Source organism: Noviherbaspirillum sp., from assembly GCF_036846085.1.
GTDB lineage: Bacteria > Pseudomonadota > Gammaproteobacteria > Burkholderiales > Burkholderiaceae_D > Noviherbaspirillum.
The window spans coordinates 1-7780 of record NZ_DAIUCO010000253.1 but is presented as its reverse complement, the minus strand read 5'-3'; the positions used below and the strand labels follow the sequence as shown (position 1 = coordinate 7780).

Sequence of the window (7780 nt, the reverse complement as noted above, 5' to 3'; positions counted from 1 at the left end):
GCATCACGATGCCGAAGGCGCGGGTGCGGCTGTCGGCAGGCCGGCGCGAGCTGGGTGAAGCGGTGCAGGCGCTGTGCTTCCTGGCCGGGGCGAACTCGATTTTCTATGGCGACAAGTTGCTGACCACCGGCAATCCGGACGCGGCTGCGGATGCGGCGCTGCTGGAGAAGCTGGGGCTGCATGCGAAGCATGTGACGGAGGAGGCGAGTGCTTCGTGCGGATGAGTTGTATAAGAAAGGCTCCTTCCCCCTTGTAGGGGGAAGGCTGGGATGGGGTGGCCCGCACAGGGGTGTGAAGGTCGAGCGATCACATGCAGTCGCCCAACCTTCACACCCCCACCCTAACCCTTCCCCTACGAGGGGGAGGGAACCAGGCAGAGGATGATCCAAGCGAGTCCCAACCCGCTCACACCCAAGGAGCACACATGTTTACCAAAATCCTGTTTGCAAACCCTGGCGAAGATATTGCGCACAGGCAGCATCGTAGGCTACGTGTCCTCAGGTCCTGCATCTGAACATGAGCCAAGAAAGCATCTACCTGCAAAGTCTGGTCCGAGAACTGATCGCTTTGCCTGCGGAAACGGAATGGCTTGAACTCAAACATAATAACGGCGACCCGCAGCAGATTGGCGAGTATTTATCTGCGTTAGCAAACTCTGCAGCTTTGTGCGGCAAGGCTTTTGCCTTTTTAGTATGGGGCATCGATAACGACAGCCATGCGGTACTCGGAACGTCGTTTGATCCGCATGCGAGCAAGGTGGGTAACGAAGAGCTGGAAAGCTGGCTGCTGCGTCAGTTGATGCCAAAAATCGATTTTCGTTTTCACATCGTCGATATGGATGCTCGACGAGTAGTCGTACTGGAAATTGGCCGAGCGTTCCGACACCCAGTTCAATTTGCCGGCCAGGAGTACATCCGTATCGGTACTTACAAGAAAAAGCTAAAAGATTTCCCAGAAAAGGAACGCGCGCTATGGCGAATTTTCGATGCAACGCCATTTGAAGACATGCCCGCTTTGGAGAAAGCCACGGTTGAAGATGTACTGCGACTGCTGGATTATCCTGCCTATTTTGATCTGCTGGAACAACCTCTTCCAGAGAATCGCGACGGCATCCTGCGTGCTCTGGCGTCAGATGAGCTCATCGAGCCTGTTGATGGCGGGCGTTGGAATATACGCAATTTGGGAGCGATCTTATTTGCCAAACGGCTGGCGGATTTCAATACGCTCAAAAGGAAAGCTGTACGCGTAATTGCCTACAAAGGAACAAGCAGGGTTGAAACCATTCGCGAACAGGAAGGTGCTCGCGGGTATGCGGCCGGTTTTAAGGGTTTAATCGATTTTGTGAATGGCTTGTTGCCAAGCAACGAAGTAATAGAGCAAGCATTGCGCAAAACCGTGCCAATTTATCCAGAATTGGCTATGCGCGAACTGGTGGCCAATGCACTGATTCATCAGGATTTCTTCGTGACCGGCAGTGGGCCGATGGTTGAGATTTTTTCTGATCGCCTAGAAATCACCAATCCCGGTGCGCCTTTGATAGATACGTCGCGGTTCCTTGACAACCCACCTCGTTCAAGAAACGAAGCGCTTGCTTCGCTAATGCGGAGGGTAGGCATTTGTGAAGAGCGGGGTAGCGGGATTGACAAAGTTGTGTTCCAAACAGAACTCTATCAATTGCCAGCACCTGCATTTGAGACGCCGGGTGATTACACCCGCAGCACATTATTCACCCCTCGGATTTTGTCCAAAATGGATCAGGCAGATCGCATTCGTGCAGTGTACTTGCATGCTTGTTTGCGTTATGTGCAGCGCGACTTCATGACCAATGCAAGTTTGCGGGATAGATTTGCGATAGAGCCGCAAAACAGCGCTGTTGCATCACGTTTGATCAAGGAGGCATTAAATGCAGAAGTTATTCGACCTCATGATCAAGATGCTTCACGTAAATATATGAAATATGTGCCGGCATGGGCTTAGTTCTTATTTGACGGTCATTTGATAGAAAAGGCGTTTCGTTGATGTCTGCATATAAATATGTTTAAAATCAAACACTTATACTTTTGCGGCATTTGACGGTTATTTGATGAATACGAGCCGCCAACAAATAGAAAACCATGAGTCAAACCACGAGGACCTAACATGTTCACCAAAATCCTGATTGCAAACCGCGGCGAGATCGCTTGCCGCGTGGCCGCAACCGCGCACCGGCTAGGCGTCAAAAGCGTCGCCGTGTATTCGGAGGCGGATGCAAACGCGAAACACGTTGCCGTATGCGATGAAGCGGTGCCGATCGGGCCGGCGCCCGCCAAGGAAAGCTATCTTAAGGGCGACAAGATCATCGAGGTCGCGCTGGCGTCCGGCGCGCAGGCGATCCACCCCGGCTACGGCTTTCTGTCCGAGAACGAAGGTTTCGCCAAAGCCTGCGCCGATGCCGGCCTGGTCTTCATCGGGCCGCCGGCCTCGGCGATCCATGCGATGGGTTCCAAGTCCGCCGCGAAGGCGTTGATGGAAACCGCCGGTGTGCCGCTGGTGCCCGGCTACCACGGCGACAACCAGGACGCCGATTTCCTGCAGCAGCAGGCCGACAAGATCGGTTATCCGGTGTTGCTCAAGGCCAGTGCCGGTGGCGGCGGCAAGGGCATGCGCATCGTCGAGAAAAGCGAGGACTTCAAGGCCGCGCTGGCGTCCTGCAAGCGCGAGGCGATCAGCAGCTTCGGTGACGACAAGGTGCTGGTGGAAAAATACCTGACCCGTCCGCGTCACATTGAAATCCAGGTGTTCGCCGACACGCAAGGCGATTGCGTCTACCTGTTCGAGCGCGACTGCTCGGTGCAGCGCCGCCACCAGAAAGTGCTGGAGGAAGCGCCGGCGCCCGGCATGACGGAAGAGCGCCGCCGCGCGATGGGCGAAGCGGCGGTGGCGGCGGCGAAAGCGGTCGGCTACGTCGGTGCCGGCACCGTGGAATTCATCGCCAACCAGGACGGTTCGTTCTACTTCATGGAGATGAACACCCGCCTGCAGGTCGAGCATCCGGTCACGGAGATGATCACCGGGCTGGACTTGGTGGAGTGGCAGCTCAGGGTGGCGGCCGGGCAGCCGTTGCCGATGAAACAGCAGGAACTCACGATTCATGGCCATGCGCTGGAAGCGCGGATCTATGCGGAGAATCCGGAGAAGGGATTCCTGCCCTCGATCGGGACGCTGCGGCATTTGCATGTGCCGGCAGGCGTCGAATTTTGCTCGACCAATCTACCCCTTACGCGGGCCGCCCCATCCCGGCCTTCCCCCTTAAAAGGGGAAGGTGAGAACGGAGCCGCAAGCGGCTATGTCAGGATCGACTCCGGCGTCCGCGAAGGTGACACCATCTCTCCCTTCTACGACCCGATGATTGCCAAGCTGATCGTCTGGGGCAATGACCGCGCCGAAGCGCTCGCGCACATGTCGCAGGCGCTGTCCGAGTACCGCATCGTCGGCCTCAGCAGCAATGTCACCTTCCTGAAGCGCCTGGTCGAAAGCCCGGCCTTCTCGCAGGCCGATCTCGACACCGGCCTGATCGAACGGAACCACGACATCCTGTTCCCGGCGGCAATGCCGGTGACGATGGACGTGGTCTCGCTGGCTGCGGCTTCCCTGCTGACGTCCGAGCAGAATTCCGGCGCTGCCGCCAATGATCCATGGGCCGATACCACCGGCTGGCGCATGAACGGCACCTTGCTGCGCAAGCTGGATTTCTCCGATGAATCGCACGCCTATCCCGCGGTGATCGGCTATCGGGAAACCGGCTGGTCGGTGCAACTCGGCGAGCGCGCGGCGGTCATGACATTGATCGAGCGCCATGGAGCGCAGCTGGTGATCAAGGTCGATGGCGCGACGGTGCGCGGAACGGTGGTGCGCGAGGGCGAAGCCTTCCATGTATTCACCGGCGGCATGCACCACGTGCTGGCCTACAGCGATCCGCTGGCGCATGCCGGCGAAGCCGAAGCGGAAGGCGGCCGGCTCACCGCGCCGATGCCGGGCAAGATCGTTGCGGTGCTGGCGGAGAAAGGCAAGACGGTGGAAAAAGGCGCACCATTGCTGATCATGGAAGCGATGAAGATGGAACACACGATCGCCGCGCCGGCGGATGGCATGGTGGAAGAAATGCTGTACGCGGTGGGCGACCAGGTCGCGGAAGGCGCGCAGTTGCTGGCGTTTAAAGTGGCGTGACTGCGCGATAGCGCGACGGAGAATGGACAGGTTCCCTCCTCCTGTAAGGGGGAGGGTTAGGGTGGGGGTGGTAGGGTTGAGATAAGAAAAATTGTATCTCGAACGCACTACCCCCATCCCAGCCTTCCCCCTGGAAGAGGGAAGGAGCTTTTCCTTTATAGCGTGAACTGAATCTAAAGGAAATTTTCATGACCCTCCCCAACAAAGTCAAAATCGTCGAAGTCGGCCCCCGGGACGGCTTGCAGAACGAAAAGGAAACCATCCCGGCCGCCGTCAAGATCGAGCTGGTCGACCGGCTCACCGATGCTGGATTCTCCAACATCGAAGCGGCTTCCTTCGTCTCGCCGAAATGGGTGCCGCAGATGGCGACCTCCACCGAGGTGATGGAAAAGATCCGCCGCAAGCCCGGCGTGGTCTATTCCGTGCTGACACCCAACATGAAGGGCTTCGACGCCGCCGTCGCTGCGAAAGCGGACGAAGTCGTGATCTTCGGCGCGGCATCCGAAGCGTTCTCGCAGAAGAACATCAACTGCTCGATCGCCGAATCGATCGAGCGCTTCCGCGACGTCGCGCAATCGGCCAAGCAGCATGGCATCCGCCTGCGTGGCAGCATCAGCTGCTCCTTCGGCTGCCCCTACCAGGGCGAGGTATCGCCCGACAGTGTGGCCGACGTGGTACGGCGCCTGCGCGAACTCGGCTGCGATGAAATCGATATCGCCGACACCATCGGCGTCGCCACACCCAACAAGGTGAAGACGGTGTTCGAGCGGGTGAAGCAGGAATTTCCGGCCGAGCGGCTTTCCGGCCATTTTCATGACACCTACGGGCAGGCGCTGGCCAACATTTACGCCGGCATGGAATCCGGCATCGCGATCTACCACTCGTCCATCGCCGGCCTCGGCGGCTGCCCGTATGCGAAGGGCGCCACCGGCAATGTGTCGACCGAAGACGTGCTGTACATGATGAACGGCCTCGGCATCGACACCGGCATCGACCTCGACGCGGTGGTGGATGCCGGCCAGTTCATCTCGCAGCATCTCGGCCGCAAGGCCGCCAGCCGCGCCGGCAACGCGATCGCCGCCAAGCGGCAGGGCTGATACGGCGAAAGCGACCCGATGCTGAGCACGCTCGCCATCGCCAACTACCGTTCGCTGCGCGACCTGGTGATCCCGCTGCAGCGCCTGAACGTGATCACCGGCGCCAACGGCAGCGGCAAGTCCAGCGTCTACCGCTCGCTGCGCCTGCTGGCCGACACCGCGCAGGGCGGCGTGATCCCGTCGCTGGCGCGCGAGGGCGGGTTGCAATCCACCCTCTGGGCCGGCCCGGAAAAGTTTTCCAGGTCGGTGAAGCGGGGCGAGCATCCGGTGCAGGGTACGGTGCGCAAGGAATCGGTCAACCTGCGGCTTGGCTTCGCCGGCGACGAATTCGGCTATGCGATCGATCTCGGCCTGCCGATTCCCGGCCCGACCGCGTTCTCCCTCGACCCGGTCATCAAGCGCGAATGCATCTGGAGCGGCCCGGTGCTGCGGCCGGCGGCGCTGCTGGTCGACCGCCACGGCGCGGCGGTGCGCATCAAGCACGACAGCGGCGACTGGCAGCTCATCTCCAGCCATGTGCCGACCTTCGACAGCATGATGGCCCGCCTCGCCGACCCGCGCAACGCGCCGGAAGTGCTGGCGCTGCGCGAACAGATCCGCTCGTGGCGCTTCTACGACCACTTCCGCACCGATGCCGATGCGCCGGCGCGCCTGCCGCAGGTCGGCACGCATACGCCGGTGCTGAGCAACGACGGTGCCGACATGGCGGCCGCGCTGCAAACCATCCGCGAGATCGGCGACCCGGCGGCGCTCGACGAGGCGGTGGACGATGCCTTTCCCGGCTCCAGCATCACTGTGCACAACAACGACGGCCGCTTCGAAATCGCAATGCACCAGCACGGCCTGCTGCGGCCGCTGAAGGCGTCCGAGCTGTCCGACGGCACGCTGCGCTACCTGCTGTGGATCGCGGCCCTGCTCACGCCGCGGCCGCCGGAACTGCTGGTATTGAACGAACCCGAGACCAGCCTGCACCCCGACCTGCTGCCGGCGCTCGCCCGCCTCATCGCCCGTGCCGCGCAGCGCTCACAGGTGCTGGTGGTGTCACATGCCACCCGCCTGATCGCCGCCCTGGAGCGCGAGCCGGATTGCAATTCGATCATGCTGGAAAAGGAATTCGGCGAGACAAGGGTGCGCGGCATGGAACCGCTCGACATGCCGTCCTGGCACTGGCCGGCACGCTGAGGGGATGTGCCATGGCCGACCTGCTGCGTCCGTTGCTGATCGAAATCGCCGCCTGCCGGCAATGCGCAGCCCACCTGCCGCATGGGCCGCGCCCAGTGGTGCAGGCCGGGCGGCATGCGCGCCTGCTCATCGTCGGCCAGGCGCCCGGCCGGCGGGTGCACGACACCGGCATCCCGTGGAACGATCCCTCCGGCAACCGCCTGCGCGACTGGCTCGGCATGCCGCCCGACATCTTCTATGACGCGACGCGGGTGGCCATCATGCCCACCGCCTTCTGCTATCCCGGCAAGGGCAAGAGCGGCGACCTGCCGCCGCGCCCGGAATGCGCGCCGCTCTGGCATGACCGCGTGCTCGCGGCGATGCCCGACGTGCGGCTCACGCTGCTGGTGGGCCGCCATGCACAGGAACGTTTTTTACAGCACAATGCCAGGGCCACCCTGACGGAGACCGTGGCAACCTGGCGCGATTACCTGCCCCAATATCTGCCGCTGCCGCACCCGAGTCCGCGCAACCAGTCCTGGTGGAAAAGCAATCCCTGGTTTGAAACCGACGTGCTGCCCGTCCTGCGCGAGCGCGTCAAATCGATCATTGCCTCATGAAAGAACCCATGCAACTTCCCGACAGCGCGCAACGCGTCGCCGACCTCCTCCAATCCATCGGTCACGACAAACCGGTGGTCATGCTCCCCGACACCGGCAAGACGTCCGCCGAAGCCGCCGCCGGCCTCGGCTGTGACATCGCCGCCATTGCCAAATCGATCGTCTTCCGCCGTCTGTCGGACGATGCGGCGGTGATGATCGTGGCCAGCGGCGCCAACCGCGTCGATGAACATAAGGTCGCCGCCATCGTCGGCCCGCTCGGCCGCGCCGACGCGAAATTCGTCAAGCAGCGCATCGGCTACGCGATCGGCGGCGTCTGCCCGATCGGCCACCTTGAAAAAACCGTGATGCTGATCGACGAAGACCTGATGCGCCTGGACAGCCTCTGGGCCGCCGCCGGCCATCCGCATGCGGTGTTCAACCTGACGCCGCAGCAGTTGCTGAACATGACCGGCGCGCCGCTGGCGGACGTGGCGCTGCGGGTGGAAACGAGGGTGGAATGACGCCGGCGCCTTCCATGAAGACGTTCGACCCGGACCATGATGCATCGCCGGTGCCGTCGCCGTGCATCAATGTGTGCACGATGAATGCGGCAACCGGGTTATGCGAAGGGTGTCTGCGGACGATCGACGAAATTGTGGTGTGGGGGACGGCGACGGAGAATGTGAAGAGGGCGGTGTGGCGGGAGATTCGGCG

At 61.3% G+C, this 7780-nt stretch carries 7 protein-coding genes and 1 pseudogene; all 8 read left to right on the top strand.

The window, feature by feature from the left end; genetic code table 11:
* Positions 1-224 (top strand): annotated as a pseudogene (locus V7080_RS21475) (biotin synthase BioB); the annotation flags it as partial.
* Between the two features lie 292 nt (positions 225-516).
* Entirely contained in the window at positions 517-1977 is a 1461-nt protein-coding gene (locus V7080_RS21470) for an ATP-binding protein (RefSeq protein ID WP_334190428.1), read from the top strand.
* Positions 1978-2139: 162 nt separating this feature from the next.
* Complete coding sequence (locus V7080_RS21465) at positions 2140-4206, top strand: acetyl/propionyl/methylcrotonyl-CoA carboxylase subunit alpha (RefSeq protein WP_334190427.1); 2067 nt, start codon at positions 2140-2142, stop codon at positions 4204-4206.
* Between the two features lie 188 nt (positions 4207-4394).
* Positions 4395-5303, top strand: coding sequence for a hydroxymethylglutaryl-CoA lyase (locus V7080_RS21460; RefSeq protein WP_334190426.1), 909 nt, complete (start codon positions 4395-4397; stop codon positions 5301-5303).
* Positions 5304-5321: 18 nt separating this feature from the next.
* On the top strand, positions 5322-6485 hold the full coding sequence (locus V7080_RS21455; RefSeq protein ID WP_334190425.1) for an AAA family ATPase: 1164 nt from the start codon (positions 5322-5324) through the stop codon (positions 6483-6485).
* Between the two features lie 11 nt (positions 6486-6496).
* Positions 6497-7084 (top strand): uracil-DNA glycosylase family protein, encoded by a 588-nt coding sequence (locus V7080_RS21450; protein ID WP_334190424.1) that lies wholly within the window; start codon positions 6497-6499, stop codon positions 7082-7084.
* A gap of 8 nt (positions 7085-7092) precedes the next feature.
* Positions 7093-7587 carry a YbaK/EbsC family protein gene (locus V7080_RS21445; RefSeq protein ID WP_334190423.1) on the top strand — a complete coding sequence of 165 codons (495 nt, stop codon included), beginning with the start codon at positions 7093-7095 and terminating at the stop codon, positions 7585-7587.
* Positions 7584-7780, top strand: a 197-nt coding sequence (locus tag V7080_RS21440) for a DUF1289 domain-containing protein (protein ID WP_442947267.1), incomplete at its 3' end; no start/stop codon positions are given. The genes V7080_RS21445 and V7080_RS21440, both read left to right, overlap by 4 nt.